The organism is Pseudomonas sp. SIMBA_067 (genome assembly GCF_046534675.1).
Taxonomy (GTDB): domain Bacteria; phylum Pseudomonadota; class Gammaproteobacteria; order Pseudomonadales; family Pseudomonadaceae; genus Aquipseudomonas; species Aquipseudomonas putida.
The window spans coordinates 1-238 of the sequence record NZ_JAWRYH010001292.1 but is presented as its reverse complement, the minus strand read 5'-3'; the positions used below and the strand labels follow the sequence as shown (position 1 = coordinate 238).

The 238-nt window shown below is 40.3% G+C and carries 1 pseudogene; it reads right to left on the bottom strand.

The window, feature by feature from the left end:
* A pseudogene (locus SB765_RS33485) lies at positions 1–238 on the bottom strand (BatB protein); the annotation flags it as partial.

Genomic DNA, 238 nt, shown 5'->3' with positions numbered 1-238 from the left:
ATATAGGCTCATCTAACCAAGTAGGGTTAGCCGATGCTGTTACTAATAATGCCCATAGCAACCATTCAAGAGTGTTTAACTTACGTGCACTGGGCTCTACATGTTGATTATTTAAATTATGCGATGCAAAACTTGGGATGCGTAAACGTGTCGTTGCATTACTTGCTGCGGGTTTTAATAGCAGTAACGTTAAAGGAAGCGGCAGTAATAAAAACAGCCATGGCCAGCTAAATTCAAA